This window comes from Mesorhizobium sp. BHbdii, from assembly GCF_053848045.1.
The window spans coordinates 1-409 of record NZ_JBSPKX010000288.1 but is presented as its reverse complement, the minus strand read 5'-3'; the positions used below and the strand labels follow the sequence as shown (position 1 = coordinate 409).

The following is a 409-nucleotide window of genomic DNA, read 5'->3' as shown; positions in this document are numbered from 1 at the left end:
CGCGATACTATGCCGAGATCACCGGCATCCTGCCGCGCAGCCGCGGGTCCGACTGGCTGACCAGGACCATCAGCACCGACCGTCTTGCCGCCAATGCCGGCATCTGTTTTGCCGGCGGCGTCCTGTTCTTCGGCTATGCGGTGCTGCGCTGGGCGCATCTTGGCTTCGGTCCGCTGAACGATTCCGAAATCCCGCGCATCGTCGTGCTGGGCCTGAGCCTGATTGTCATTTCGTTCCAGGCCTTCTTCTCGGCATTCCTGCTCGGTGTCCTGGAAATCCCGGTCAAGCGGCTGAAAGCCGGCCAGCCCGGCGGATCAGGCGAAGCCGCCGCGACTGCTGAAAAATGAGCCGGCTTCTACGAAAATTCGCCGCCATACGGCTTGTCCGGTTTGTCGTCGTAGGCATTGGC

General features: G+C 62.6%; 1 pseudogene. It reads left to right on the top strand.

From position 1 onward, the window contains the following. Window positions 1–347 (top strand): annotated as a pseudogene (locus tag ACWTU8_RS33075) (glycosyltransferase family 2 protein); the annotation flags it as partial. Window positions 348–409: the final 62 nt, after the last annotated feature.